General features: G+C 62.9%; 26 protein-coding genes. 12 read left to right on the top strand and 14 right to left on the bottom strand.

Annotated features, from left to right (window positions below):
* The 3 genes from AB6B38_RS07895 to AB6B38_RS07885 are packed head-to-tail and all read right to left on the bottom strand — an operon-like array spanning position 1 to position 2022.
* Positions 1–591, bottom strand: a complete 591-nt coding sequence (locus tag AB6B38_RS07895) for a DUF6438 domain-containing protein (protein WP_371392301.1) — start codon at positions 589–591, stop codon at positions 1–3.
* 14 nt (positions 592–605) lie between these two features.
* Positions 606–1529: a thioesterase family protein gene (locus AB6B38_RS07890; protein WP_371392300.1), complete on the bottom strand. Its 924-nt coding sequence runs from the start codon at positions 1527–1529 to the stop codon at positions 606–608.
* A 58-nt stretch (positions 1530–1587) separates the two neighbouring features.
* The gene (locus tag AB6B38_RS07885; protein WP_371392299.1) at positions 1588–2022 is read right to left on the bottom strand and encodes a Fur family transcriptional regulator; all 435 of its coding nucleotides are present in this window, start codon (positions 2020–2022) and stop codon (positions 1588–1590) included.
* A 171-nt stretch (positions 2023–2193) separates the two neighbouring features.
* On the opposite strand from AB6B38_RS07885, the gene AB6B38_RS07880 reads away from it, so the two are divergent.
* From AB6B38_RS07880 to AB6B38_RS07865, 4 genes are all read left to right on the top strand, one after another.
* Positions 2194–4314: a TonB-dependent receptor gene (locus tag AB6B38_RS07880; RefSeq protein ID WP_371392298.1), complete on the top strand. Its 2121-nt coding sequence runs from the start codon at positions 2194–2196 to the stop codon at positions 4312–4314.
* Between the two features lie 117 nt (positions 4315–4431).
* Entirely contained in the window at positions 4432–5265 is an 834-nt protein-coding gene (locus AB6B38_RS07875; protein ID WP_371392297.1) for a SapC family protein, read from the top strand.
* Between the two features lie 191 nt (positions 5266–5456).
* Positions 5457–7577, top strand: a complete 2121-nt coding sequence (locus AB6B38_RS07870; RefSeq protein ID WP_371392296.1) for a protein-disulfide reductase DsbD family protein — start codon at positions 5457–5459, stop codon at positions 7575–7577.
* Between the two features lie 45 nt (positions 7578–7622).
* Positions 7623–8249, top strand: a complete 627-nt coding sequence (locus tag AB6B38_RS07865) for a redoxin domain-containing protein (RefSeq protein WP_371392295.1) — start codon at positions 7623–7625, stop codon at positions 8247–8249.
* Positions 8250–8336: 87 nt separating this feature from the next.
* Here the strand turns inward: AB6B38_RS07865 and AB6B38_RS07860 are convergent, their stop codons facing one another.
* Together AB6B38_RS07860 and AB6B38_RS07855 are read right to left on the bottom strand one after the other, a co-directional pair.
* On the bottom strand, positions 8337–9119 hold the full coding sequence (locus AB6B38_RS07860) for a sulfotransferase domain-containing protein (protein WP_371392294.1): 783 nt from the start codon (positions 9117–9119) through the stop codon (positions 8337–8339).
* Positions 9120–9345: 226 nt separating this feature from the next.
* A complete protein-coding gene (locus AB6B38_RS07855; RefSeq protein WP_371392293.1) occupies positions 9346–9798 on the bottom strand; it encodes a hypothetical protein in 453 nt (150 codons plus the stop codon).
* 133 nt (positions 9799–9931) lie between these two features.
* On the opposite strand from AB6B38_RS07855, the gene hisS reads away from it, so the two are divergent.
* On the top strand, positions 9932–11407 hold the full coding sequence (hisS, locus tag AB6B38_RS07850) for a histidine--tRNA ligase (RefSeq protein WP_371392292.1): 1476 nt from the start codon (positions 9932–9934) through the stop codon (positions 11405–11407).
* Between the two features lie 227 nt (positions 11408–11634).
* On the opposite strand, the gene AB6B38_RS07845 is transcribed toward hisS, so the two are convergent.
* Positions 11635–12534 (bottom strand): hypothetical protein, encoded by a 900-nt coding sequence (locus AB6B38_RS07845; protein WP_371392291.1) that lies wholly within the window; start codon positions 12532–12534, stop codon positions 11635–11637.
* A gap of 166 nt (positions 12535–12700) precedes the next feature.
* Between AB6B38_RS07845 and AB6B38_RS07840 the strand changes: the two genes are divergently transcribed.
* Positions 12701–13819, top strand: coding sequence for a glycoside hydrolase family 3 N-terminal domain-containing protein (locus AB6B38_RS07840; RefSeq protein ID WP_371392290.1), 1119 nt, complete (start codon positions 12701–12703; stop codon positions 13817–13819).
* 688 nt (positions 13820–14507) lie between these two features.
* Here AB6B38_RS07840 and groL read toward each other — a convergent pair.
* Both groL and groES read right to left on the bottom strand, forming a co-directional pair.
* Positions 14508–16145, bottom strand: a complete 1638-nt coding sequence (groL, locus tag AB6B38_RS07835) for a chaperonin GroEL (protein ID WP_371392289.1) — start codon at positions 16143–16145, stop codon at positions 14508–14510.
* Positions 16146–16194: 49 nt separating this feature from the next.
* On the bottom strand, positions 16195–16482 hold the full coding sequence (gene groES, locus AB6B38_RS07830) for a co-chaperone GroES (protein WP_127567946.1): 288 nt from the start codon (positions 16480–16482) through the stop codon (positions 16195–16197).
* Positions 16483–16780: 298 nt separating this feature from the next.
* Between groES and AB6B38_RS07825 the strand changes: the two genes are divergently transcribed.
* Positions 16781–17437 carry an OmpA family protein gene (locus AB6B38_RS07825; RefSeq protein WP_371392288.1) on the top strand — a complete coding sequence of 219 codons (657 nt, stop codon included), beginning with the start codon at positions 16781–16783 and terminating at the stop codon, positions 17435–17437.
* Positions 17438–17708: 271 nt separating this feature from the next.
* Positions 17709–18956, top strand: a complete 1248-nt coding sequence (locus AB6B38_RS07820; RefSeq protein WP_371392287.1) for an EAL domain-containing protein — start codon at positions 17709–17711, stop codon at positions 18954–18956.
* 71 nt (positions 18957–19027) lie between these two features.
* On the opposite strand, the gene AB6B38_RS07815 is transcribed toward AB6B38_RS07820, so the two are convergent.
* The gene (locus AB6B38_RS07815; protein WP_371392286.1) at positions 19028–19768 is read right to left on the bottom strand and encodes a superoxide dismutase; all 741 of its coding nucleotides are present in this window, start codon (positions 19766–19768) and stop codon (positions 19028–19030) included.
* A gap of 226 nt (positions 19769–19994) precedes the next feature.
* On the opposite strand from AB6B38_RS07815, the gene AB6B38_RS07810 reads away from it, so the two are divergent.
* Positions 19995–20348, top strand: a complete 354-nt coding sequence (locus tag AB6B38_RS07810; RefSeq protein ID WP_371392285.1) for an Hpt domain-containing protein — start codon at positions 19995–19997, stop codon at positions 20346–20348.
* On the opposite strand, the gene AB6B38_RS07805 is transcribed toward AB6B38_RS07810, so the two are convergent.
* Positions 20345–20698 carry a chorismate mutase gene (locus tag AB6B38_RS07805; protein ID WP_371392284.1) on the bottom strand — a complete coding sequence of 118 codons (354 nt, stop codon included), beginning with the start codon at positions 20696–20698 and terminating at the stop codon, positions 20345–20347. The two genes, AB6B38_RS07810 and AB6B38_RS07805, sit on opposite strands and share 4 nt — an antisense overlap.
* Before the next feature lie 152 nt (positions 20699–20850).
* On the opposite strand from AB6B38_RS07805, the gene AB6B38_RS07800 reads away from it, so the two are divergent.
* Positions 20851–21468: a glutathione S-transferase family protein gene (locus tag AB6B38_RS07800; RefSeq protein ID WP_371392283.1), complete on the top strand. Its 618-nt coding sequence runs from the start codon at positions 20851–20853 to the stop codon at positions 21466–21468.
* 159 nt (positions 21469–21627) lie between these two features.
* Here AB6B38_RS07800 and AB6B38_RS07795 read toward each other — a convergent pair whose 3' ends face one another.
* The 4 genes from AB6B38_RS07795 to AB6B38_RS07780 form a co-directional block, all read right to left on the bottom strand.
* Positions 21628–22806, bottom strand: coding sequence for a VWA domain-containing protein (locus AB6B38_RS07795; protein WP_371392282.1), 1179 nt, complete (start codon positions 22804–22806; stop codon positions 21628–21630).
* Between the two features lie 77 nt (positions 22807–22883).
* Positions 22884–23141 carry a YqjD family protein gene (locus tag AB6B38_RS07790; RefSeq protein ID WP_371392281.1) on the bottom strand — a complete coding sequence of 86 codons (258 nt, stop codon included), beginning with the start codon at positions 23139–23141 and terminating at the stop codon, positions 22884–22886.
* A gap of 167 nt (positions 23142–23308) precedes the next feature.
* On the bottom strand, positions 23309–23920 hold the full coding sequence (locus AB6B38_RS07785; protein WP_371392280.1) for a hypothetical protein: 612 nt from the start codon (positions 23918–23920) through the stop codon (positions 23309–23311).
* A 9-nt stretch (positions 23921–23929) separates the two neighbouring features.
* On the bottom strand, positions 23930–24778 hold the full coding sequence (locus AB6B38_RS07780; RefSeq protein WP_371392279.1) for an AAA family ATPase: 849 nt from the start codon (positions 24776–24778) through the stop codon (positions 23930–23932).
* Between the two features lie 175 nt (positions 24779–24953).
* Here AB6B38_RS07780 and pseF point away from each other — a divergent pair, with 175 nt between their 5' ends.
* Positions 24954–25643 carry a pseudaminic acid cytidylyltransferase gene (gene pseF, locus AB6B38_RS07775; RefSeq protein ID WP_371392278.1) on the top strand — a complete coding sequence of 230 codons (690 nt, stop codon included), beginning with the start codon at positions 24954–24956 and terminating at the stop codon, positions 25641–25643.
* On the top strand, positions 25640–26695 hold the full coding sequence (gene pseG, locus AB6B38_RS07770; RefSeq protein WP_371392277.1) for a UDP-2,4-diacetamido-2,4,6-trideoxy-beta-L-altropyranose hydrolase: 1056 nt from the start codon (positions 25640–25642) through the stop codon (positions 26693–26695). Before pseF ends, pseG begins: the two co-directional genes overlap by 4 nt.
* Positions 26696–26735: the final 40 nt, after the last annotated feature.

Below are 26735 nucleotides of genomic sequence, written 5' to 3'. Positions count from 1 at the left end.
CTATTCCTCCTCAAGGGTGCGCGTCACCGGATAGGGTATCGGGCATGACGCTTCGCTCCTCGACGTTCTAAAGAGATCGTCAGGAGTGACGGCGTCTCGCGTAGCTTCGGACTGAACTCTGGTTTCGTATCCGATCAGTGTGTGCATTGCCGCCCGGAATTCCCCGGCGCGCACTGAAATCGGATGAGGCAGTCCGTTCCGCAAATAGCAGCCAATGTACCACTCAAATTCTCTGGCCGAGCCATCTTCGAAGATCGCTTCCACCCGCATCGAGGACTGGTCGGTATACACGCGGCTGCAGGCGAAGATGCCCGGAACAATCGAGGGTTCGTTCAGCAATCCGGATTTCAGGACAAGGTCGGCGGCGGCGGCGAAGGCGCCTTCGGGCAGGGTGCCCGGCGTGACCCCTGGCGAGTCCACATGGGCGAAGCCGCACATCGCATACTCATCTTCAGGAAAGATCGCGAAGCGGTATGCGGGGCAGGGGCCATAGCAGTTCGTCTCGGTGAAGACGATCAAAGCAGGCGCTACCTGGTGCTCGGCCTGCGCGACCAAGCCTGCTGCGACCAGTCCAGCCAAAGCAGCGAGCATGGGATTTCCCTCCCCTAAACGCTCAAACCCTCAATCACCTTCGCGCGCAATTCCGCCAGCCGTTCAGGCGGGGTCTTGAACAGGCGGCGGGCTTTCAGGTCCATCATGCAGGCGACGCCCTCGATGGACCAGAGCGGCTGGCCGGTGACCGGATCAAGCATCCAGTGGACCAGCGAGCGCACGTTCTCGTTCGCGCCGATAAGCCCTGACCGCATCAGATAGCCATCACCGGGCAGCGGCAGGCGGCGATAGATGATGCGCGCTTCGAGCAGCGCCCCGCCAAGCTCCAGCCCGGCCCCGTCGCCATGGGCGGACCATTCTTCGGGGAAGCCGTCCTTGAAATGGATCACGCTGTCGGAGGTCTTGCCGATGGCGCTTTCCGCGCGCATGCGCCCGAAAATATCGGCATCTTCCGGCCCGAAGCGCCCGCGCCCTGTCACCGCCATGCCCAGCTTGTCGGCTAGTTTCAGCGAGATGTCGCTGCGCGGCTTGGAGGCGGTAAGGGTGCGCGCCGTCACTTCGGCGGGCCGCTCGATGCGCAAGGCTTCCAGCCCCTCACGCAGACGGTCTGACCAGTTGAAGGGCTTGCCCGAACGCGGGTCGCAATGATCGAGCTGGATGAGGAAGCTCGCCGCCGGGCGCTCCTTGACGGTGTGCTCCATGATGAGGGCCAGCTCCACGCTGTCCTCGCCAATCTGCGTCACCCCGCCATGGATGACCAGCGGCACACCGGCATGGCACTCGGCCAGATAGCGCACCTGCAGCTCGCGCGTGATAAGCGTGGCGATGGCATCGCTGCGGAAGGCATGGCGCATGCCGGCAAGGTCGGACAGCGTGCCGACCGCCTGCATGGCTTTGGCGATATAGAAGCGCACATTCATGTGCCCCAGCTCATCGCATTCCCATGCGTTGGCATTGCCGCGCCACAGCTCTTGCATGCTGGCCTCCCGCCTTTTGTCTGACCGGTAAAAGCCTAGGCCGGTTCGGGCAGGCGCGTCACGCCTTGCTGCATTGAGCGCAGCGCCCGTAATGCTCCAGCACCGAGCGGGCGATCTGAAAGCCTTCCGGCGTATGGTCGGGCAGGGCAGGGGCGTGCTGCTCGCGCACCGTGCCGCAGGCCTCGCAGATGAACAGCTCGGCAATCTCGTCGCCATGCCCGTGCACGCAAGCCAGATAGGCATTGAGCGCCTCCACCCGGTGGGCGAGGCCCGCCTGGGTCAGAAAATCGAGCGCGCGATAAATGGTCGGCGGCTGGGCGCTGCCATCGGGTTTGAGCGCGGCGAGAAGGTCATACGCCTTCACCGGCCCGCCCGCTTCCAGCAGTAATTCCAGCACGCGCTTGCGCAAGGGAGTCAGCGACAGGCCTTTCTGCGCGCACAGGGCGTCGGCCTTGGCGAGCTTGGTCTCGGTACTGGTATGCGTGTGTCCCATAAGCCTCACCGATACAGCGAACGCGGCAAAAGCGCGAGCCTTTCTGCATATGGGTGCAGTAGGCGGGGTTGCCAGCGAGTGTTATGTAATAATATGACATCACGCAACAGTATAACGTTGCGCTGTTGGTTTGTCCGGTGGCGTGATCTCCCCACGAATGCAGGAGCCGTCATGAAACATCCGCGCACATCCCTGATGCTGGCCGCCAGCGTCTCAGTCCTCGCCGCCGCTTCGGGCGGCGCGCTGGCCGACACACTCTCCGATGATGTGGAAACCATCACGGTCACCTCGTCTGCGCTTCTGGTGGAGCGTGACTCCGTGACCGGCTCTGTCGATGTGCTTGACCGTGATGACCTGCTACGCGACCTGTCCAGCAATATTGCCCAGACGCTCGAACGCCTGCCCGGTGTGTCGACCACCTTCTTTGGCCCGGCCTCGGGCCGCCCGGTTATCCGGGGGCTGGGGTCGGAGCGCGTGCGTGTGCTGATCAACGGGCTCGACGGGCTTGATGCCTCCTCCTCCAGCCCGGACCATGCCGTGGCAGTGGATGTGCTCGGCTCCACCGGCGTGGAAGTGCTGCGCGGCCCGGCTGCCATCGGATTTGGCGGCGGCGCGATTGGCGGCGTGGTCAACGTGTTTGACGGCCGTATCCCTGAAACCATGCCGGAAACTCCGGTGTTTGGTGAAGTTTATCTGGGTGCGACATCCGGCAATGAAGGCCGTGAGGGCTTTGCGCGCGCCGGCTTCGTGTGGGGCCAGCTGGTCGCTCAAGGCGAGTTCCAGCGCCGTCAGGCCAGGGCCTATGACATTCCAGACTTTGCGGAATCCGCACGCCTGCGCGCCATGGAAGAGGATCATGACCATGACCATGATGACGACGATCACGACGACGATCATGATCACGAGGACGAGGCATTCGGCTTCGCCCCGGACACCGACTATGTGTTCGAATCCGGCTCCGTGGGGACGTCGATTGTCGGCAATTGGGGTTTTGTAGGTATCGGGTTCAAGCGCACCGAGGCCGAATACGGCATCCCCGGTCACGTCCATGCCCACGACGATCATCACGATGACCATGATGATGACGATCACGACGATGATCACGACGACCATGATCATGACCACGATCACGAGCACGCGCCGCGCCTCGTTCTGGAACAGACCCGCGTGGATCTGCGTGGCGAGATCGCCCTCAACGGTTTCTTTAACCGGGTGCGCTGGTCGCTGGCCTATGCCGACTATGTGCACGCCGAAATCGAAGATGACGAGCAGACCATTTTCGACAAGGAGGGCTTTGAAGCCCGCGTTGAGCTGCGCCACGGCCATGGAAACCAGCGTCAGGGTGCCTGGGGCGCCACGGCGCTCACCCAGGACTTTGAGGCGACCGGTGATGAAGCCTTCATCGAGGCAGTTACCACGCAGGATTTCGGCCTGTTCGCAACCGAGCGCTGGGACTTTGACAGCTGGGGTGTGGAAATTGGTGCCCGTGCCGACACGCGCGAACTGACGGCCCGGAGAGCCAATCGCCGTTTCAACTCGATCTCGGCATCCGGCGCGGTATTCCTGCGTCCGGCCGAAGGCTGGTTCCTTGCTGGCACCTTGTCGCGTTCCGAACGCGCACCCAGCGATGTGGAAGTGTTTGCTGACGGCCCACACCTGGCCACCCAGGCTTATGAGGTAGGTAATCTGGACCTCTCCACCGAAGTCGCATGGTCGCTGGAGGGCACGGCGCGCTACACGGGCGCAAATGGCCTGAGCGCCGAAGCGTCGGTGTTCTACGCCGATTATGACGGCTTTATCGAGCTGTTCCCGACCGGAGCGGAAGAGGACGGGCTGCCAGTTCTGGAATTCCGTCAGGAAGATGCACGCCTGTACGGCTTCGAAGCACGCGTCAGTGCGCCGCTGTTTGCCCTGTCCGGTTTCGACTTCACCGGCGAAGCGAGCGTCGATTATGTGCGCGGCGAAATCGATGGCGGGGGCAACCTGCCGCGTATCTCGCCGATGTCCGGCGCGCTCTCGGTCACGGCCGATAACGGCCCGCTCTCGCTGCGCACCGAAGCCCGCTTCGTAAGCGAGCAGACACGTGTGTTCGAGAACGAACTGCCGACGGACGGCTACACGCTTCTCAATGCGGATGCCCGCTGGCGCCCGTTTGCCGAACGCGATGTCCAGCTGATCTTTGCGGTGCGTAACATCACCGATGAAGAAGCGCGCATTCACGCCTCTTTCCTGAAGGACTTCATCCCGCTGCCGGGCCGGAGTGTGCGGGTGGCGCTGGCGACACGTTTCTAGCCGCCGCTGGCAAGAGCCTTGCATACAGCCCTGCACGGGTAACGTGCGGGGCTGTATTGCCTTGGAAAGGCTGCTCCGCTAACAAGCCCGCAAGTGTTTTTTCAAGGGGAACTACAAATGGCTGATGCCGCAACCGGTGCGCCCAAAATTCAGGGTACGCTGCCGCTTTACAAAAAGCCCGAGCCGCTCAATCTCGAGGCTCACAAGGGCAAGGGCCTGAAGTATGGTGATCGTCCGTTCGACTTTCTGAACCAGACGCATTTCTTGCCGCTGACCATGAGCGAGTTCGCTCAGGCGAGCAGTGTCTATCCCATCATCTTCCTGGGCGCCAACTACACGCCGGTCGCGGTCATGGGGCTTCAGGAGGCGACCAACCTTTTTGTGGACCCTGAGACGGGCCTGTTCGAGCGCAACACCTATGTTCCGGCATTTGTGCGCCGCTACCCGTTTGTCGCCGCGGTCCACACCGAGGACAATGAACGCTTCACCCTGTGCATTGATGCCGGTTCACATCTCATCTCGGACAATCCCGACCAGCCCTTCTTTGATGAAAGCGGCCAGGCCACGCCCCTCGTTCAGAACGCGATCGAGTTTGTCCAGCGCTATGAAGTAGACGCCCGCAACACCACGCAGCTGGTCCAGCGCCTGCGTGAGCTTGATCTGTTCGAAGAGCAGAAAACCCACTTCCAGCCGCGTGACGAGCAGGGCCAGCCCACCGGCGAGCCGCAGGTGATTGCATCCTACTGGGGCATTTCTGGTGAGAAACTCAGGGCTCTGTCGCCTGAAAAGCTCGCCGAACTTCGTGATGACGCCACGCTCGGCGCGATCTATGCACACATGATTTCGGTTGGGCGCTGGGACGGTATTGTTGCCCGTGCCACCGCGCGTCAGCTGGGTGCGGCCGCTGCTGCGCCCCAGCCGGGGATCACCCCGCCTCCGCCCGAAGCGTAATCTGCTTCTGACAAGGCTTGTGTAATTGCGATGGCGGTCCCTTTTGGGGCCGCCATTTGCATAATCGGTTTGCGCGGCTGGATCACAAGACCGTCAGCCCCCTCGTTACCGATTGGAATGACAGCTATATCTAGCTTCAGCCGGGACAGCATTTTGCGCCGGGCGTGAAACGGGACGAACGGGAGTCTGTCTTGCTGCGTAGCTTTCCTGCCGGAATTCTGATCGCCCTTTGCCTGTTCACGGGTCTGGCTGCCGCGCAAGGCACAAGCGGGCCCATGGTCGAGGCGAGCCTTGTCAGCGAGCGCAGCTCGGTTGCGCCGGGCGAGACCTTTCATCTCGCCCTGCATCAGGAAATCACCCCCCACTGGCACACTTACTGGCGCAATCCTGGCGATAGCGGCGAGGCGACGCGTCTCTTCCTTGACCTTCCCGAAGGCTGGACGGTTGGCGAGATGGCGTGGCCTGCGCCGTCCACCTACCGGATCGGCCCGCTGACCAATTACGGCTATGAGGACCAGGTTACGCTGCCCGTGCCGGTGACGGTACCGGCTGATGCAGAGCCCGGCCCGGTGACAATCACCGGCGAGGGCACCTGGCTGGTCTGCGAGGATATCTGCATCCCCGAGGATGCAAATTTCGAGATCACGCTGGAGGTCGGCGAGAGCGCTGTCGACAGGCAAGGCGCTGCGCTGATCGAGACGGCCTTCTCGCTCGCGCCGCGCACTGATATCGCCATCGAGGCCGGCCTTGCGCGCAAGGATGATGTGCTGGCGCTGACGCTGGCGGGCGACAGCTTTGCCGGGGGTGCTGACGCGATCCGTGATCTCTACTTCTTCCCGCATGATAGCGGCGTGGTGAACCACAGCGCGCCGCAGCCCGCGCGCGTCGAGGCCGGGTTCGCCCGCATCGACCTGACGCCCGGCTTCCTTACACGCAACGCCATCAATGCTGACCATACCGGCGCGCTGGCCTTCGAGGCTCGCATCGGTAATCGGTGGGAGCGCCGCGTCATTGAGGTGACGGCCATCGCCGGTGAAGAGGTCAACACGCTTGCCGCGCCGGTCTCTGCACCGGCTGCGGGCAGTGGGGAGGGCGGCGGCACGTCCGCGCCTGCGATGAGCTTCTGGCAGGCGGCCCTGTTTGCGCTGGTCGGCGGCCTGATCCTCAACCTCATGCCGTGCGTGTTTCCCATCCTCTCCATGAAAGCGCTTACAATCGTGCAAAAACGCGGCGCCGAGCGCGCCCATGCGCGCGAGCTGGGCCTGATCTTCGGGGCAGGGGTGATTGCCACCTTCCTGGCGCTGGGCGGCCTGGTACTGGCGCTGCGCGGCCTTGGCGGTATGGAGGTGTGGGGCTTCCAGCTGCAGGAGCCGTGGGTAGTCGCCGGCCTTGCCGCGCTGATGTTCGTCATCGGCCTCAACTTCCTCGGTTTCTTCGAGATCGGCACCTCTTTGCAGAGCGTTGGCGGCCATGTGCAGGGCAATGACCGCTCCGGTGCGTTTCTCACCGGCGTTCTGGCCGTCTTCGTGGCCGCACCGTGTCTGGCGCCGGTTATGGCAAGCGCGCTCGCCTTTGCGCTGGCCCAGCCGCCGCTCGCCTCACTGACCATTTTTGCTTTCCTCGGCGTTGGTCTCGCCCTGCCCTTCGTGATTGTCAGTTTCGAGCCGCGCCTGCTCGCCTTCCTGCCCAAGCCCGGCGTGTGGATGGAGCGCTTCAAGCAATTCCTCGCCTTCCCGATGTTTGCCACGGCCATCTGGCTGGTCTGGGTGTTGAGCGTGCAGACCGGTGCGCAGGGCGTCTTGTGGATACTCGTCCTATTCCTCGCGATCAGCTTTGCCGTCTGGGCCTTGCGCTCGCCGACCCTCATGTCTCGCGCGGCGGGCGTTGCAGGCGTGCTGCTGGCCGCTGGCGCTCTGTGGACAACAGCCAGTCTGGAACCAGCTGCCATCGCTGCGGGTAATGGTGAGTATGAGGAGTGGAGCCCGGCGAGAGTGGAGGAGCTGCGCGCCGAGGGGCGGCCTGTGTTTGTCGACTTTACCGCCGCCTGGTGCGTGACCTGTCAGGTCAACAAGCTGGGCGCGCTGGCCGATAATCGCGTGCGCTCAGCCTTCGCCGAAAACAATGTCGCTTTGCTGCGCGCGGACTTTACCAATCGCGATCCTGTGATCGCTCAGGTACTTGCTGACCATGGCGCGCCCGGTGTTCCATTCTATCTGATGTACCCGGCAGATGGCGGAGAGCCAGACATCCTTCCGCCGCTGTTGACTGAGACCATCATGATCCGGGCGGTGGAGGCTGCCGCCGGTAACTAGTGCCACTCGAAGCCTTGCCCTTTAACCTGAAGGAGACTTCCCGCCATGGCCATTTCCCGCCGCACCTTTACGCTTACCGCCAGCCTTCTTGCCGCGACCGCGCTGAGCTTCGGCGCTGCCGCCCATGCGCAGCCTGTCATTGGCGAGCGCGCGCCCGACTTCACCGCCACGACCGCGACCGGCGAGACCGTGTCGCTGGCCGATTTTGCCGGCCAGACCGTCATGCTGGAATGGACCAACCATGACTGCCCGTTCGTCGTGCGTCACTATCAGGGCAATATGCAGGCCCTGCAGGATGAAGCGGCTGAAAACGGCGTTGTCTGGATCCAGGTGATCTCCTCGGCACCGGGCGAGCAGGGCTATGTCAGCGCCGAGCGCGCGCTGGAGCTCAATGAAGAGCGCGGCGCCTCGAATGTCGCCCATGTCTTCATGGACGCGCCGGGCATTATCGGCCGGGCCTATGATGCGCGCACCACGCCGCACATGTATGTCATCGATAGCGAAGGCACGCTGCGCTATAATGGCGGTATTGATGACCAGCCGCGCCCGCGCGCTGGCGATCCCGAACCCATCCCCTATGCGCAGATCGCGCTGAACGCCGTGCTGGCGGGTGAAGCGGTGGAAATGCCCGAGACCCAGCCCTATGGCTGCAACGTGAAATACGTGGACTAGGCGTAAGCCGCTTATCTGACCTGTTTCAGATGACAGACCCCGGTCCGGCAACGGATCGGGGTTTCATTTGCGAGAACGATAAGAGCTTTACACGCGTGGCGAATAGACAAAATCGTCAGGGTCTATTCCGGCGTCCACCAGCTTGGCCTTGATCTGGTTGACGTCATCGTCAGTAAACCAGTCTTGCCACTGGCCGATACGGCCATCGCGAACAAATCGGTTGTTTTTTCCGATGAGTTTTTTCGCTTTCGAGCGGTTTGGTGTGTGCATATGACCATTCTCATCTTCAAACTTCTTGGCGCGTTTGATGGATGAGTGTTCGGCGGCCATCGATGCAAGCTCGTCCGATACAGGAAGCTTATAGAAGTCAGCAGCTCTGGCGATACAGTCCGACGGGCGCTCAATCATATCCTCATATGACAGTAGCAGCGCTCGACCGCCTGCCTCCATCTCGCGCATCCGCTTGTATGGGCGAATGAACCTCGGAGTTCGTTCTTCTATAATATCACGTGGGTGTGATGTGTTTGAGTTGTTTCTGGTGTAAAAATAAAAATAAGCGGATATGAGCTGATCCAGCGGGTTTCTGTATAGACCGATTATGGGCCCTGTAAGTTTGCAGGCAGCGGTGATGGCGTGCCCATAAACAAAATCAGAGTATTTTTCTGGCAAATATTGTCTGTTTGGCTTTTTCTCATCCCCCTTCTTGTAGTTAGCAATTTCATTGGGGAATGCCGCGATCATGTCATCATAGGTTTTAGGTTCGAGATCACCCTTTAGATGTGCGAGATAGTTGAACATCGCCACCCGAAAGAGGTTTGTTCCTGACTTCGGTATCGACGCAAGGAGCATTTTCGGGTTCTGATCCGCCAAAGCGATATTCCTTCGATTAAAACAGAGGCACCATTTCGCACTGGTGATCGAACATCTCAAGCCCGAGGCGGTCGCGGCTTTCGCGACAGGCCCCGGATACCGCGAAAGCGGTTCCGGGGTTTCAGCAATAGTTCGATCTGAACTCCCGGAGGCCCGAAGGGCCATCCGGGACCGGATGCAGAACACGTTGAGAGGGGCCCCGGACGCTTTGTGTCCGGGGTTTCATCTATCCCGCAGACGGACAGGAAGGCGGAAAGCCAGTATCCGGGCCTTCGGTTTCCACATCGGCTGCTATGATGACGGCGTGGGAGAAGGTGCGCGCCAGCTGGCGGTAGTCTTCTGCGCTTGCCGGGTCAGCCTCCAGCGCCGTGCGGCGCATGTCGGCGTCCTCGGCCATGCCCCGGAAGATGCAGGGCAGGTCGGCCGGGCCGCCATGCGCATCGATATGAAGCGCGAGCGCGCGCATGTCCGCCGAGAAGCGGGCCGTGTCAGCCAGAAAAGCATCGTCCGCGTCGATGGCCGGAGCGCTGCCTGCCTCCAGCATGTCCGCCCGCATTTGCGCCTCGCCCTGCAGGCGTTCAGAGAGCGCAATCAGCCTGCCTGCGTCCTGCGCGAAGGCCGGTGCGGCCCCAGCGGCGAGCAGGAGAAGGGATGCGGCGAGGGCGCGAATGAGCTGCATTGGAACACTGGCCTTTAAAGTTTGGACGGCTAGTTGATGACCGTGCAAGGGGCGGGCCGCTTGAAAGCGGCGCGTGCAAAGGCTACTCCGGCCCTCCTTTCGATAGCGTTTCCATCCAGACCGGACCTGTCCCATGGCCAAAGAGAAAACCTTCCGCCCCAAGGCGCGCCGCCCGCGCGGGTTCGAGGACCGGGCCGCCCATGTGATCCGGGCCGAGCGCGCGCTGGTGACAGCTGCCTCTGCCGTTTACGAGCGCTGGGGCTTTGAGCCGCTGGAAACGCCTGCGTTCGAATATGCCGATGCACTCGGCAAATTCCTGCCGGACGAGGACCGTCCGAATGAAGGCGTGTTCGCGATGCAGGATGATGACGGGCAGTGGATGGCGCTGCGCTATGATCTGACCGCTCCGCTCGCGCGCTTTGCGGCGGAAGGCTTTCAGGATCTGGTCAAACCCTATCGCCGCTACCAGTTCGGCGAGGTGTGGCGCAATGAGAAGCCGGGGCCGGGCCGTTTTCGCCAGTTCGTCCAGTGCGACGCGGATAATGTCGGCGCGTCCGGCCCTGCCGCCGATGCGGAGATGATCGCGCTCGCCGCCGAAGTGATGCGCGCCGCTGGCTTGACCGACAGCGAGTTCGTTATCCGGGTAAATGACCGCCGCCTGCTTGATGGCGTGCTGGAGAGCCTCGGGTCCGCCGATGAGACCCGCCGCATGCGCGTGCTGCGCGCCATCGACAAGCTGGACCGTCTGGGCATGGAGGGCGTGGAGCTTCTGCTCGGCAAGGGCCGCAAGGATGAGAGCGGAGACTTCACCGAGGGTGCGGGGCTGGACGAGGCGGGCCGCGCGCGCGTGCTTGGCTTCCTTGAAGCCTCCAAGGCAGGCGGCAGCCGCGCGGAGGTAACGGCTCGCCTTGCAGGTAGCGCCGGCGAAACTGCCGCCAGGGCCGGTGTGGAGGCGCTGGAGGAAATCAACGCTATCCTGACGGCGCTGGGCATTTCAGAATCGCTCGCCGTATTTGATCCCTCCGTCGTGCGCGGCCTTGGCTATTATACCGGTCCGGTCTTCGAGACCGAGCTGCTGGCCACCCCCACCTATCCCGACGGCAGCCCGATGCAGTTCGGCTCGGTCGCCTCTGGCGGGCGCTATGACGATCTTGTCGCGCGCTTTACCGGCCAGCAAGTGCCCGCGACGGGCTTCTCCTTCGGGGTTAGCCGCTTTGCCGCCGCGCTTTCTGCACTGGGACGGCTGGAAGGGGCCGATGCTGCGCCGCTGGTCATCGTGGTCGCTGCCGACAAGGCGCGCATGGCGGACTACTTCATCATGGCAGCTGAGCTGCGCAGCGCGGGGCTGCGCGCGGAAGCCTTCACCGGCAATGGCAATATGGGCAAGCAGCTCAAATATGCCGACCGGCGCGATGCGGCCTTTGCCGTCATCTGCGGTGAGGAGGAGTTCGCCAGCGGCACGGTCCAGATCAAGGATCTCAATCTCGGCGCGCAGCTGGCCGAATCGATCACCGACCGCGATGAGTGGAAAGAGCAGAAGCAGCAATTCTCCGTGCCGCGCAGCGAACTGGTATCGGCGATCCTCACCCGTCTGTCCGCGCGCGGATGATGGGTGCGCTGCGGCAAAAACGAAAACCTGCCTTGCACAAAGGGGTTGACTGAAACCTGTCTTCTGAGTCACGTTCATTAACAGACAGGGCCTGACCGTCTTGTCTTCTTGAGTGACGGCTCTGGGGAGGAGACGTCTCTTATCGACCAACCAAAATTTCAAAGCCCGGCATCTTCTGGATGCCGGGCCTTTTTTGTTCTCGCGTTCAGCTGTCTCGCTCCATCCCCTCACTCCCCGCCCAGAAGTGGCGGTTCGGGGCGCTGGCGGATCATGCGCTGGCCCTCGCTGGAATTGAGCCAGCCGGTCAGGGCGTCGCCCTCCAGCTCCTCACCATCAATCCAGACGCGCAGGCGGCCATCGCGGTCTTCCAAGCGCACCCGGCGGCGGTCGGCGCCTTCGGTGCGGGCCGGGCGCAGGGCCACGGCGCGGCGTTCACCTCCTGCATCGTCTCCGAGCAGGACGGCGTGCTCCTCGCGGAACTCGGCGATACGCGCTTCCAGCCGGGCGCGGGTGGCTTCCATCTCCGCGCGTTCCTCACTGGTCATGGCGCGCCGTTCGCCATTGCGCCAGACCTCTCCGCGCTCCAGCGCCTCGTCTATGGCACGCAGGCCCGCCTCCATGCCGCGCGCACCGGCATGCAGCCCGATCACGCGGACGCGTTCGCCTTCAAGGCGGGCAAGGCGGCCCATCTCGCGGGCGCGCATGCCGGCTTCTTCGGCCCTTTCACGGGCGCGCTCCGCCAGCACGCGTACGCGGTCGCGATGGGCTTCGCGGTCAAACCCGTCCATGTCGCGCCATTCAAAGCGGAATCCGCCCTCCGGCCCGCCGGGCAGGGTCGCCAGCGTCTCGCGCAGGGTTTCCATCGCCTCGCGCAGGGCCGCGCGGTGCTCCTCGCTCCAGCCGGTATCATTGTCAAAGTCGAAGTCGAAGACCAGGCGCCCCCGCCGGCCTTCCCCGAGGGCTTCCTCCACGATGCGCCCGGCCTCGTCACCGATCTCCACTGCGCCGTCATGGATGAGGATGACGCGGCGTTCGGTCTCGCGCGGCGGCGGCGGCGCATCGGGTGGTGCCGGCGTGGCGGCGATGAGCAGCGGGCTGGCCGCGACAGCCCAGATGAGATGTTTCATGGATGTGTTCCTCCCTTAACTCGTGCGCCATTACGCGCCGCGGCGAATTACACGGAGATGACAGCGGGCTTAATTGTGCGAAGGGCAGCGGTGCCATCGCGCACTGGACAGGCAGGCTTCGGCGCTGCCTAATCGGGCGCGGGGAAAGTTTGAGGGGATTGCAGGCATGACAATGGATCGCCGCCAGCTTCTGGCCGGGCTTGGCCTTGCCGGTGCGGGTGCAGGACTGGCCAGCGCGCAGCCCGAACACCTTCCACGCATTGCCGAAGTTCCGGTGCGTCCGCTGGAGGCGCAGATTGCCCGGCTGATCGTCATGGGATTTGTCGGCGCTGATCCGGGCGGCGAGGGCGCCGATGCCATGGTGCGCCACCTTGAGGAGCGCTCCATCGGCGGCGTTCTCATGCTGCGCCATAATGCGCGCGAGCGTGATCCGGCGCTGGCACTGGCGGCAAGGCTGCGTGCGGCATCGGCTGATGCGTGGCTTGCCATCGATCAGGAGGGCGGGGTGGTCCAGCGGCTCAATGCCGAGATGGGCTTTACCCGCATACCGCGCGCGACCGAGCTGACCATGCGCGGGCTGGAGGCGGGGGCCGAACTCTTCGCGGTGGCCGCGCGCGAGCTGGCTGATGCCGGCTTCAACATGAACCTTGCGCCCATCGCCGACCTCTACGACCCGGCCAATGACGCGATCGGCCAGTATGGCCGCGCCTATGGCCCTGATCCTGACAGCGTGGCCACATGGTGCGCGGCCTTTATCGAGGCGTTCGAGGCGCAAGGTGTGGCCTGCGCCATCAAGCACTTCCCCGGTCATGGCCGCTCACGCGGCGACAGCCATGATGGCTATGTCGATATCAGCGATACCTGGACATTCGAGGAGGCTGCCCCGTTCGGCCAGCTCATGCGCTCCGGCCATGCCCATCTGATGATGGGCGCGCACCTCATCAACCGTCGTCTGGAGCCTGATGGCCTGCCGGTGACGCTATCGCGGCGCGTGCTGCACGGGCTCCTGCGGCAGGTGATGGGCTATGAGGGCGTGGTCATCACCGATGATCTCGACATGGGCGCGATCCGCCACCATTACACCCGCGAGCAGGCCGTCATCGGCGCGCTCAAAGCCGGCAATGACCTGTTGCTCATCTCCAACTCGGCCAATCCCGACCCCGACCTGCCAGCCAATGTCCAGCGCTGGGTGATGGCGGCCATCGAACGCGGCGAGCTGTCTCAGGAACGCATTACACAGGCCAATCAACGCCTCGACGCGCTTGAGGGGCATGTGAGGGGGTAGGGGTTTTTCGCGGCCTGTCCGACCTGTTCAGCAAACTTGACGTCGTCACCCCCACGAAGGTGGGGGTCCAGAGATTGTAGAGCTCTGATGGTGACTATGGCTCTGGGTTCCCGCCTGCGCGGGAACGACGAAACGGGTCTCCCATCCAGCGTTTCACCGGCGAAAGCCGGTGCCCAGATTACCTAGCCCCGCAACGCATCCGCGTTGCGATGTTCCGCGAACCCCCGATCGGGGCCGGGGGCAGGCAGTCGCGGGCGCCCGCCCGGCCTCATGGCCGGAACCGACCCCACGGATGTGGGGGAGGACAGAAAAAAGCTGGGTCTCCCGTCGGTGCGGGAGACCCCGGCTGTTTTACCGATACCGCTATATATCCAGTTTCAGCGATACCCCCTCCACCGGGGTCCCCCGCCCCGACGGGGGACCCAGAGTGTAGGGTACCATCAGATCGTGAGAGTTGATCGCCGTTCAGGCGCGCTGCAGGCTTTTCCTGGGTCCCCGGTCAAGCCGGGGACCGAAGGTGGAGGGGTCTTCGGAAAATGGTGAGAGCGCATAGAAAAAGGGCGGCTCGATGGAGCCGCCCTTTTCCGTAGTCGCCAAGAGGATAGAGCCTAGAAGCCCATATCGCCCCGCCGGGCGCGCAAGCGCTCCCGGCTACCTCCTTGAAGAGATGGGCGATTTCATGGGCTTCCTAGAAGCCCATATCGCCCATGCCACCGCCCGGCATGGCCGGAGCAGCAGATTCTTTCTTCGGCAGTTCGGCAACGGCCGCTTCGGTCGTGATCATCAGCGAGCCGACAGAGGCTGCGTCCTGCAGGGCAGTGCGCACCACTTTGGCCGGGTCGATGATCCCGAAGGCGAACATGTCGCCATACTCTTCGGTCTGGGCGTTGAAGCCGAAACCGTGCGCGCTGTTTTCCAGGATCTTGCCGACAACGATGGAGCCTTCGACCCCGGCGTTTTCGGAGATCTGGCGGATCGGCGCCTGGATGGCGCGCGCGATGATGGCGATGCCTTGCGTCTGGTCGGCGTTGTCGCCTTCCAGGCCTTCAAGGGCCTTGGCCGCTTTGAGCAGGGCCACGCCGCCACCAGCCACAATGCCTTCTTCCACCGCGGCGCGGGTGGCGTTCAAGGCATCGTCAACACGGTCCTTGCGCTCTTTCACTTCAATCTCGGAGCCGCCGCCGACCTTGATCACGGCCACACCGCCGGCGAGTTTCGCCAGACGTTCCTGCAGCTTTTCCTTGTCGTAGTCCGACGAGGTGTCTTCGATCTGCTTGCGGATCTGGTTCACGCGGCCTTCGATCGCGGACTTCTCGCCAGCACCGTCAACGATGGTGGTGTCGTCCTTGGTGATCGACACGCGCTTGGCCGTGCCCAGCATGTCCAGCGTGACGTTTTCCAGCTTGATGCCGAGATCTTCAGAGACAACCTGGCCGCCGGTCAGGACAGCGATGTCCTCCAGCATGGCCTTGCGGCGGTCGCCAAAGCCCGGAGCCTTCACGGCAGCCACTTTCAGGCCGCCACGCAGCTTGTTGACGACGAGCGTGGCAAGCGCCTCGCCCTCGACATCTTCAGCCACGATAAGCAGCGGACGGTTGGACTGCACCACGGCTTCGAGAACCGGCAGCATGGATTGCAGCGAAGACAGCTTCTTCTCGAACAGCAGGATGTAGGGGTCATCCAGCTCGACAGCCATCTTGTCCGCATTGGTCACGAAATAGGGTGACAGGTAGCCGCGGTCGAACTGCATGCCTTCCACGACATCCAGCTCGGTTTCCAGCGACTTGGCTTCCTCGACCGTGATGACGCCTTCATTGCCGACTTTTTCCATGGCGCGGGCGATCATCTCGCCGATTTCTTTTTCGCCATTGGCAGAGATCGTGCCGACCTGGGCAATCTCCGAAGAACCCTTGATCGGGGTGGAGTTGGCCTTGATGTCCTCGACCACTTTCAGCACGGCCTTGTCGATACCGCGCTTGAGATCCATCGGGTTCATGCCGGCGGCCACAGACTTCATGCCTTCGCGGATGATGGCCTGGGCCAGAACCGTGGCGGTCGTGGTGCCGTCGCCGGCCTCGTCATTGGTGCGCGAAGCGACTTCGCGGACCATCTGGGCGCCCATGTTCTCGAACTTGTCTTCCAGCTCGATTTCCTTGGCGACCGAAACACCGTCCTTGGTGGTGCGCGGCGCGCCGAAGGACTTTTCGATGACCACGTTGCGGCCCTTCGGACCCAGGGTCACTTTTACGGCGTTGGCAAGGGTGTCGACACCCTTGAGCATGCGTTCGCGCGCGGAGGCGCCAAACTTGACTTCTTTAGCGGACATGTGCGTCAGCTCCTTGTTCGATCAGTCGATTGAATAGGGGGAAACAGACCTAGCCGACGATCCCGAGGATGTCGGATTCCTTCATGATGAGGAGTTCCTGGCCGTCAACCGTCACTTCGGTGCCCGACCACTTGCCGAACAGGATGCGGTCACCGGCTTTCACGTCCAGCGGGCGCACAGTGCCATCATCCTTGATCGTGCCGCTGCCAGCGGCGATCACTTCGCCTTCCTGGGGCTTCTCCTTGGCCGTGTCGGGAATGATGATCCCGCCCTTGGTCTTGGATTCTTCCTCGACGCGCTTTACCAGCACGCGGTCATGCAGAGGACGAAAAGTCATCGCGTCACGTCTCCGTTTTCTTGGGCGCAGGCAGTCGCCCGCCGCAAACAAATGAGTTCTGGTTCAATGCCGTTAGCACTCGGTGCCACCGGCTGCCAGCTCGCCGGAGATAAGCAGGGGGCCGGTTGGCGTCAAGGGGCTGTCAGAGAATGTTGGAGCGATTTTTCCGCTCGCGCGTTTTATACCCCTGTTCAAGCTGCGTTCATCGCCCTGTCGCGCAACTGTCGTGGTCAGAGCGCATCGGACGCGCTAGTGTTCGGGGCCCAACTTTTTAATGTCACCATGGAGCTTGATAGCCATGATCTTTCGTTCTCTCACCGTTGCCGGCATGGCGTTGACCATGGCGGCGGCCTGCACCACCACCGACCAGTACGGCAATGTCACCCAGAACCGCACCGGTACGGGTGCCATCGGCGGCGCGCTGGCTGGCGCTGCCCTGGGCACGCTGGCGGGCGGCGATGACCGCCGCAATGCGCTGATCGGTGCCGGCATCGGCGCCCTCGCCGGTGCGGCCGTCGGCAATTATATGGACCGCCAGGAGCGCGAGATGCGCGAGCGCCTGCGCGGGTCCGGCGTCACCGTGCGCCGTGAAGGCCAGGACCTTTACCTGGTCATGCCGGGCAATGTGACCTTTGCCACCGGCCAGTCGAATATCGAGCCGAACTTCTTCCCCATCCTCAACGATGTGGCCGACGTTCTGCAGACCTATCCGGCGACCTATGTCGACGTGATCGGCCATACGGACTCCACGGGCGGGCGTGAGCTGAACATGCGCCTGTCGGCGCAGCGCGCGCAGGCTGTTGCCGGTTATCTGCAGCAGGTTGGCGTGGATGGCCGCCGCTTCTTCATCACCGGCGCGGGCCCGGATTATCCGGTTGCCTCCAACGCCACCGATGCGGGGCGCGCGCTCAACCGCCGCGTCGAGATCAAGATCGCACCGCATACGCAAAGCTAGGCGTGTGACCGCTGCAATCTGATGAAGGGGCGGGCTGAAAGGTCCGCCCCTTTTTTCGTGAGTGCCGCTGGATATGAAACCCCGGACGCGCAGCGATCCGGGGCCTGTCTCAGAACTATTCTGCACAAGGTCCCGGACAGCGCTGCGCGCTTCCGGGATCTCAGGTTTATGGGCAGCCCTTTTGCGTTGCGGTGTCTGACATTACGGCGATAGCAGCGTAAGCTTTCCTGTCGGGCATGCGATTCGCGCCTGACGGGGACGTAACGGAGGCTTGGCCATCATACCGCGCGCGACAGACATGCTCGTCGTCATCACCTACGCGATGGTCGCCATCGTGGCGGCGCTGGCGTTTGAGCGGTTTGGCCTGATGAGCTCCGGGCTCGCCTGGGTCATGGGCGCGGTCGTGTTCCTGATCGCCGGGCAGGCTCATGCCGCGGCCGCGCGCGCCGAGGAACGCCGGGCCACCGAGAAGGCGCTGCACGAGCTGCGCGCCGCGAACCTTTCCCTGATCGAGGAACTGGAACTGGCCAGCGCGCGCATCGAAGAGGTCGAGACACAGCTTGCCACACAGCCCGCCCGCCCGTCAGCCCAGATTACGCCTGCCACCTATGCGCGCTCTGCCGCCCCGGCGCGCGATGAAGGGCCGGGCGATGAGCTGCTCAACGAGATATTGCAGAAGCTGGAAATGGCGGGCGCGGGGCAGGCGGCGAACGTGTCCAGCTCTGCGCGCGTGGAGCTGATCCGCGATGCGCTGGACGCCAACCGGGTTGATCTCTATCTGCAGCCCGTGGTCGGCCTGCCCCAGCGGCGGACTTACTTTTACGAAGGCTTCACCCGCCTGCGTGATGCCAAGGGCAATGTGGTCACGCCTGCGGGTTTCCTGAAAGCGGCCGAGGAGCATGGCCTGATCGCGGAGGTCGATAATCTCCTCCTGCTGCGCTGTGTGCAGATTGTGCGCAAGCTCACCAAATCGGACCGGCGTGTCGGGATTTTCTGCAATATCTCCATCCGCTCGCTCACCGATGAGGAGTTCTTCCCGCCCTTCCTCGATTTCCTGCGGCGCAATTCAGACCTCGCCACGTCGCTGATCTTCGAGATGCCGCAAGCCGCCTTTGACGGACGCTCCTCGGTCGCCGCGCGCCACATGGCGCGCCTCGCTGATTACGGTTTCCGCTTCTCAATCGATCAGGTCAGTAATCTCAATCTGGATCTGGCCGAGCTGCAGCGCGCGGGCGTGCGCTTTGCCAAGGTGGAGGGCGTGCGCCTGATCGAGATGGCGGGCGGCCACATGCCAGTCGCTGGCCGCGAGCCCGGCACGATCGCACCGGAAGACATTGCGAGCCTCTTTGCCCGCTACGGCGTCGATATTATCGCGGAGAAGATCGAGACCGAGGCGATGGTGGTCGAAATCCTCGATCTCGACATCGCCTATGGTCAGGGCCACCTGTTTGGCGCGCCGCGCCCGGTGCGCGAAGACGTGCTGTCCGAGGGCAGCGCCGAGGCGCGGCGGTTGGGGTAGGGCAGGAATAGAAAACCCCGGACGTTTCCGTCCGGGGCTTCCTGCGTCGTTCAGGGCAAGTGGAAGGGCCCCTAATTACCCGCCATAGCGGCGTCATAGCGCTCGGACGCGACATCCCAGTTCACCACCTGCCACCAGGCGTCGAGATAGTCGGCGCGGCGATTGCGGTAGGTCACGTAATAGGCGTGTTCCCACACATCATTGCCAAGGATGGGGGTGCCGCGCGTACCGGCGACATCCATCAGCGGATTGTCCTGGTTCGGCGTGGCGGTGATTTCCAGATCTCCTTCGCCGTTGACGATCAGCCAGGCCCAGCCCGAGCCGAACTGGCCGGCACCGGCGGAATTGAACTGGCTCTTCATCTCGTCGAGAGAGCCGAACTGCGCATTGATCGCCTCGGCAAACGCGCCGCTGGGCGCGCCGCTATCGGCAGGCGCGGTCATGCTTTCCCAGAAGAAGGCGTGGTTCCAGTGGCCGCCGCCATGATTGCGGAAGGCACCCGGCAGGTCTGACACGCGCGCCAGAATATCTTCCAGCGATACGCCTTGCAGGTCGGAGCGGTCTTCCAGCGCGCCGTTGAGGCCGTTCACATAAGCCTGATGGTGGCGCGAATGGTGCAGCTCCATGGTTTCGGCATCGATCACCGGTTCCAGCGCGTCATAGGCATAGGGAAGGTCGGGGAGGGAGAAATTGCTCATCGTTTCTGTTTCCTCTTGGTGGGTGGCTGCGCTGTCCGCACACGCGGCAGCGCTTATCAGGCCGAAACTGGCAAATGCAGCGGCGGCAGTGCGGGTGGTAAGGTCGATAAACATGGCGGGCGTCTCCTCCTTGATGACTTTTATATCCCGGCTGGGCGGCGCAAGCTGCGGCCTGAACCCTTGAGCGTGTCCATGCCCTCTAGCTAGGGTCGGCGGCCCGGCCCTTCCAGTGGCAAACGGAAATCCTGTGCGGTTTGTTCCTTTGTTAAGCGTGTTTGTGAGCCAAGTGTTAACGTGCCAGCCCCATACTCCCGCGCCAATTCAGGGAAGCGGAATTCACATGCTCGACAGAAGCCGGACACACGCAGACACCGCTCTGCTCGATGGCGCACACCTTCACCGCTATACTGGCGGGGATGTCGCGCTGGAGGTCGAGCTGTACGGGCTGTTGCGTGGTCAGATCGTCTCCACGCTCGATGCATTGGCACGCGCTGGCGATGACGCCGTATTGTGGCAGAGGCTGGTGCATACGCTCAAAGGCGCGGCGCGCGGCGTCGGCGCGATGGCGCTGGGCGATGCCTGTGCCGCGCAGGAGAGCCACGCCAACGATCCGGCTGCGCTGGAGGCTATCCGCGCTGTGGCCGATGAAACACTCGCCGCCATCGATACCGAGCTGGAACGCCGCGCGGCTTAAGACCGCTTGCGCTGCGGCTCACGCGTGGCGTCCCACACCTGCAATTCATGCTGGATGGAACGCTCCACCAGTTCGCGCCAGACCGGCTCGGCAAGGCTTTCCGGCACGCCCGCTTTGCGCGCTGCCGCCTTCACCTTGGCAATCACATCCTCGATCCGGTCTTCATCGCGCACCACATCGCGTGACGGCTTGATGCGCGCGGCCGCATCCATATAGCGCGTACGCTCGGCGATCAGGCCGATCAGCGCCCGGTCCAGCCGGTCCACCCCGTCGCGCACTTCGGCCATGCTCGCGCACTCCTGCGGCGGCGTGCGGCGGTTCAGATCATCAGCGTCGAAGGGCAGTGTCATGTCGCAAACATCCTGTCGGGTATGGCTGTCGTCATACAGGCCCTGAGGCGCGGCTGGAAAGCCTTCATATACTGCGCGCCGATTGCGCTGTCAGAATCGCACGCACGCTTCTACCATGCCGGGTAATGGATTGGCGGATACGGGAGCGGCAAATGGACGCCTTCAGACTCTATGGTCACAAAGAGAGCGGCAATTGCCTGAAAACCCTGTGGACGGCGCGCCATCTCGGCCTCGATTTTGAATGGATCGAGATCGACATTTTCAAGGGCGCCAGCCGCACCGATGAGTTTCTGGCGCTGAACCCGGCAGGCCAGGTGCCGCTGCTGGAGCGCAGTGATGGCCGCACGCTCGCCCAGTCCAACGCCATCCTCATCTACATGGCCGAAGGCTCTGACCTGATCCCGCAAGACCCGTTTGACCGGGCCAAGATGATGGAATGGCTGTTCTGGGAGCAATACTCCCACGAGCCCTATATCGCCGTGCGCCGCAGCCAGCTGCGCTTTCATGCGCGCCGCGCCAGCGATCTCGATCCGGGGCTCCTCTCTGGCGGACGCCGGGCGCTCGGCGTGATGGAGATGCGCCTGCTGGCGCGGGAATATTTCGTTGCCGAACAGCTGACCCTGGCTGACATCGCGCTCGTCGCCTACACCCGCGTCGCCCATGAGGGCGGGTTTGACCTTGCAGATTTCCCCGCCGTGCAGGGCTGGGTGCGCCGCGTGGAAAGCGCGCTTTCCCTGCCCCATGCGGGCGACACGGCGATGGCGGGGTAGGGGGCGGTTTACTCTGGATCCCGGCGTTCGCCGGGAAAACGCTGTATTTGCTTCATCATTTCTCGTCATCCCCGCGCAGGCGGGGATCCAGAGAATGTAGGGCAAAGGCGTTGAATGTGGCTCTGGGTTCCCGCCTGCGCGGGAACGACGAAAGTGTAGCTACCGCCTCGCCAGTTCCTTCATCGCGCCATCAAGCCCCTCCAGCGTCAGCGGGAACATGCGCTGCGGGCCGATGATCTGGCGGATCAGCTCGATGGAATAGGTGTGCTGCCACCATTTGTCGGGCTGCGGATTGAGCCAGATGAGGTGGGGGTAGGTATCGACGATGCGTTTGAGCCAGACCGCACCCGCCTCGCCATTCCAGTGCTCCACCGAACCGCCCGGATGGGTGATCTCGTAGGGCGCCATCGAGGCATCGCCCACAATCACCACCTTGTAGTCGTGCGGGTATTTGTGCAGCACATCAAAGAGCGGCATGGTCTCTGACTGGCGGCGCAGGTTCGACTTCCACACCCCCTCATAGATGCAGTTGTGGAAGTAGAAATAATCGAGCGATTTGAAGACCGATTTCGCCGCCGAGAAGAGCCGCTCGGTCAGCTGGATATAGGGGTCCATAGACCCGCCCACATCGAAAAACACCAGCACCTTGATGGCGTTACGCCGTTCGGGCCGCATCTTCACATCCAGCCAGCCCTGCCTGGCGGTGGCGTTGATCGTACCCGACAGATCCAGCTCCTCGGCCGCGCCTTCGCGGGCAAATTTGCGCAGGCGGCGAAGCGCGAGTTTGAGATTGCGGGTGCCGAGCTCCCGGTCGGAATCATAATCCTTGTAGCGGCGCGCCTCCCATACCTTGGCGGCCTTCTTGTGCTGGCTCTGGCCGCCAATGCGCACGCCGGACGGGTTATAGCCAGAATGGCCGAACGGGCTGGTGCCGCCTGTGCCAATCCACTTATTGCCGCCCTCATGGCGCTCGGTCTGCTCCTGGAGGCGCTGATTGAGCGTGTCCATCAGCTCGTCGAAATCCATCGCCTCCAGCTCGGCCATTTCCTCTTCGGTCAGATGACGGCGCATCTCGTTGCGCAGCCAGTCTTGCGGGATTTCGGCCTCGTTGAACATCTCGCCAAGAAGCTCCACGCCCTTGAAGACATGGCCGAACACCTGATCGAACTTGTCGAAATTGCGCTCGTCTTTCACCAGCGCCGCGCGGGAGACCGCATAGAAATCATCGATGGCGGGCGAAACCGCGCCCTTCTCCAGCGCTTCGAGCAAAGTGAGGTATTCCCGTGTCGAAACCGGGACTTTGGCGGCGCGCAGTTCGGTGAAGAAGCGATGGAACATGATGGCTAGGATAGGCGCTCGCGCGGCTATGCTGCAAGCGCCCAAAAAGCCATAGGTGGCCCGCCATGGGTAAAGCCCTAGCGGCGGGCGAGCAGGGCGCCCGCAATGACGCCGATACCGGCGGCAATGCCGAGCGAGGCATAGGGGTTGTCCTTGACGTAGCCGACGGCCTGGTCCTCGATTTTTCCGGCGCGCTTGGCCACTTTCCGGGCCTGACGGCGCGTGGTCTTCGCGGCGCTTTCCAGTTCCTTCTCGGCAGCCCGGCTGACCGATTTCAGGGTCTTTTCACCCGTTTCACGGATATTCTCTACGCGCTTGCTGGCACTCGTCGCCATGGGGAGCCTCCTTGGTTCAGGCATTATCATTCGCGCCGGTCATTGATGCCGGACGCATCCCCTGACTAACGGTGCCAGAGCGGGAGGGTTCCAAAATGGGGCTGCACAGCGGGAAAGATCCGACCGACTTTCGCTGATGTCATGGCGCACAGCAGCGAGGGTGGCAATCAATACTTTCGTTCAGCCTTCAAGATTGGAATTAGAATTCTTTCTATTGTAGTTATACTTCTTTGTATGCGGCAATAGACCCCAGCTTCGGATTCGTCTCTCAAATTAATTACTGACTGCTTGATGTGATCGCTTCTGCGTTCGGAATAATCTTCACCGAGGTCCAAGTTAGAAATTTTATGATCAGCAATGTCTAGGAGCCACTTTCCGATTTGATCATAGTCACGAACTATGGAGCTCATTGCTTGGAACACGGAGTCATCCAAAAAAGCCTTAGCCAACGGTAAGTTTTTTCTTATTTCATCAAATAAATCGCGATTTTTTATGTGAACCGTGGACTTGTGCTGAAAATGAAGTTCGTCCCCGAAGCTTTCGAGGTAATAATCGTCGGGCCGTAGATCTTGAACGACTTCGGATGCGCCATACACGAGAAACATAATTCGTTCAGATAAATCAAACACTTTGCTGTGGGATTTGGATTTAAATACACTGCTGGCAGTTCTTGCGGCAATGATAGCCGCAGTGAGGATGGCCGCCGCATTCGCGAACAGGCCCCAAGCCTGCCAGTCGACAGTCTGTGCCCAGCCCACAAATCCGTCGTACCAGCCCACATCGTCCCCCTACTGCGCTGCATCCCGTCTCGCCATGAAGGCGAGTTTTTCAAACAGCTGCACGTCCTGCTCGTTTTTCAGGAGTGCGCCGTGGAGCGGCGGGATCAATTTCCGCGGATCCTTCTCGCGCAGCAGTTCCGGGTCCACGTCTTCGACCAGCAGGAGTTTCAGCCAGTCGAGAAGCTCGGAAGTTGAGGGTTTCTTCTTCAGGCCGGGGACGTGGCGCACCTCGTAGAATTTCTTCAGCGCTTCGGAGAGCAGGCGCCCTTTGAGGCCCGGGAAGTGCACCTCCACGATGGCGCGCATCGTCGCCTCGTCCGGGAAGGCGATGAAATGGAAGAAGCAGCGACGCAGGAAGGCGTCCGGCAATTCCTTTTCATTGTTCGAGGTGATGATGACGATGGGGCGCGCTTCGGCCTTCACCGTCTCGCCCGTCTCGTAGACATGGAACTCCATCCGGTCGAGCTCCTGCAGGAGGTCGTTCGGAAACTCGATATCAGCCTTGTCGATCTCGTCGATCAGCAGGATGGGCCGCGTCTCGTGGGTGAAGGCTTCCCAGAGCTTCCCCTTGCGGATGTAGTTGCGCACATCATGCACCTTGTCATCGCCCAGCTGGCTGTCGCGCAGGCGGGCCACCGCGTCATACTCGTACAAGCCCTGCTGGGCCTTGGTGGTGGACTTGATGTGCCATTCCAGCAGCGGGGCGTTCATGGCGCTCGCGATCTGGCGGGCCAGCTCCGTCTTGCCGGTGCCGGGCTCGCCCTTGACCAGCAAGGGCCGCTCCAGCGTGACGGCCGCGTTCACCGCTGCGGCCAGTTCCTCTGTCGCGACATACTGGCTGGTGCCTTCAAAGCGCATGATCGTTAACCCCTTAGTGGTGCGTTTCACTGTCAAACCTTGGGAGAAACTAGAACGCGAAAACGCAAATCGCGAGTGCCGCGCGGCATTTTCTTTTGCGTTGCACCAACCTAGAAACGGCAGAATCGCGCTAGCCATGGCCAAAATCACAACCCTCAGCCAAGGAGCGCGCTAGGTGAGGCTCGCCGTGATTCCCGCCCGCGCAGGCAGCAAGCGTATACCGGGCAAGAACATCGCCCCCTTCCACGGCCGGCCCATGCTGGGCTGGGCGGTTGCGGCGGCGTGCCAGTCCGGCTGCTTTGACCGGGTGATCGTGTCGACCGATGACCCCGCCATTGCCGCCATCGCACGTGAGCAGGGGGCCGAAACGCCCTTTGTGCGCCCGGCGGAGCTGGCCGATGATCATACCGGCCTGATGGACGTGATGGCGCATGCCCTGACTGCGGTTGACGGCGAAGCGGAAATCGCCTGCTGCATCCTGCCGACAGCCGTGATGACAACGCCGAAGCGTCTGCGCGAAGGGCTGGATGCCCTGCTGGCCGATCCCGAGCGTGATTACGTCCTGTCTGCCCAGCGCTATCCGCATCCGATCGAACGCGCCTTGCGGCGCGATGCGGCCGGGCGGGTGATGATGGACGATCCTGAACATCTGTCGACACGCACGCAGGACCTGCCCGAGCGCTTTTACGATAGCGGCCAGTTCTATTGGGGCCGGGCCGCAGCCTGGCGGGCGAAAAAGCCGGTCTTCACGGCCCGGTCGGGCCTGATCGTACTGGCTGGGCACGAAGCGGTGGACATCGACACCCCTGATGATCTGGCCCGGGCCGAGCGCCTGTTCGCCCTGACTGTGCAGGACAGGGCGTGACGGCGCGCCTGCTCATCCGGCCTGATGCCTCGCTGGCCAGCGGTGCAGGCCATCTCATGCGCTGCCTGACCCTCGCCGATGCGCTTGCCGCTCGCGGATGGCAGGCCCATTTCGCGTGCAACGCGGCGCCGGGGTTTGACTTCTCGCTCATTGCCCGGCGTGGCCATCACTTGCATCAACTGCCGCCTTTAAGCAGCTGGAGCGAGGATGCACAGGCCACTGCCGCCCTGGTGGCAGAGCTGCAGCCGCGCTGGCTGGCGGTCGATCACTACCGGCTTGATGCGCGCTGGGAACGGGCCTGCGGGCAAGCCCCTGAACGGATATGCGTGATCGACGATCTGGCGGACCGGCCCCATGACTGTGCGCTGCTGTTTGATTCCGGAATCCACCGCCAGGCCGGAGCCTATGCGCTACACTTGCCAGCCGGTTGCCGACTTTTTTGCGGGGCGGGCTTTGCGCTGCTGCGCCCGGCTGTCGCCAGCCGGCGTCCAGAAAGCCTGAAGCGCCGGGCAGAGGCGCCAAGGCCGGAGCGGCTCCTGCTCGCCATGGGCGGGGTCGATGTCGACAATGTCACCGGCGCGGTTTTCGATGTGATCAGCCCGGTGCTGGATCGGCACACGCTGGCGCTGGACGTGGTGCTGGGGCGCAGCGCCCCGCATCGCGCCGCGATCGAGGCCCGGCTTGCCGGGGCCCGGTTTGCCGCCCGTCTACACGTCGATCTGCCCGATCTCGCCGGCCTGATGGCGCAGAGCGACATCGCCATCGGCGCATCGGGCGGCACGGCACTGGAGCGCCTGTGCCTCGGCCTGCCCAGCCTCGTCCTGTCACTGGCCGATAACCAGCCTGCCGCAGCGCAGGCCATCGATGCCAGCGGAGCAGGTCTTTACGCAGGTGATGTGCGCCAGCCGGGCTGGCAGGACAGGCTGCGCACCGGGCTGGAGGGATGGCTGGCCGATCCCGCTGTCCTGCCTGCGGTCTCGGTGCTGGCTGGTGCTCTCGTTGACGGGCAGGGCGCGGAACGGATGGCGGAGGTATTGCATGCCCGTGTCTGAAGCCGTCATTGCGATCAGAACTTCCGCCTGGCTGCGGCCA

It is taken from the genome of Glycocaulis abyssi (assembly GCF_041429775.1).
GTDB lineage: Bacteria > Pseudomonadota > Alphaproteobacteria > Caulobacterales > Maricaulaceae > Glycocaulis > Glycocaulis abyssi.
This window is presented reverse-complemented; position numbering and strand designations above follow the sequence as displayed.